Consider the following 780-nt stretch of genomic DNA (forward strand, 5'->3'; position numbering starts at 1 on the left):
TAGATGCTCGTATTCAAACGATGGATGGACGTGCTGACCGTTTCGTAACGTCTGAGAAAAAAGACGTTATCATCGATTCGTACGTGAAATGGCGTATTGAAGACTTCGGCCGTTACTACCTAGCAACAGGCGGTGGTAACTCTCTGACAGCTGAAGCACTTCTTGAGCGTAAAGTCACAGACGTACTTCGTTCTGAAATCGGTGCTCGTGAAATCAAGCAAATCGTTTCTGGTCCACGTAATGATGACGTGCTACCAGAAGACGCAAGCAGTGATGAAGTGAACACAGAAGCGGCACGTGAAGCGTTAGAAATTGATGGTGAACGTGACCTAATCATGTCGGATGTACTGCGAGATACTCGTGAAAGTGCAATGAAAGACTTGGGTGTTCGTGTTGTCGATTTCCGTATGAAGAAAATCAACCTGCCTGATGAAATCAGTGAGTCGATTTACCGTCGTATGCGCGCTGAGCGTGAGTCGGTAGCTCGTAAGCACCGTTCTCAAGGTCGTGAGAAAGCAGAAATCATTCGTGCACAAGCGGAACTTGAAGTAGCAACCATTCTTGCAGAAGCGGATAAAACCGCTCGTGTTACACGCGGTGAAGCGGATGCAGAAGCAGCGAAGATCTATGCGAATGCATACAACAAAGATCCTGAGTTCTTCAGCTTCCTACGTTCTCTAAGAGCATACGAAAAATCATTCAGCTCTAAGAACGACATTCTTGTTCTGGATCCGAAGAGTGACTTCTTCCAGTACATGAATAACGCGAAAGGTGCGAAAG

General features: G+C 46.4%; 1 protein-coding gene. It reads left to right on the forward strand.

What is annotated here, in order from left to right:
* On the forward strand, nucleotides 1-780 hold a 780-nt coding region (gene hflC / locus R7Z77_RS25080), incomplete at both ends, for a protease modulator HflC (protein ID WP_318137010.1).

It is taken from the genome of Vibrio sp. 1401 (assembly GCF_033340295.1).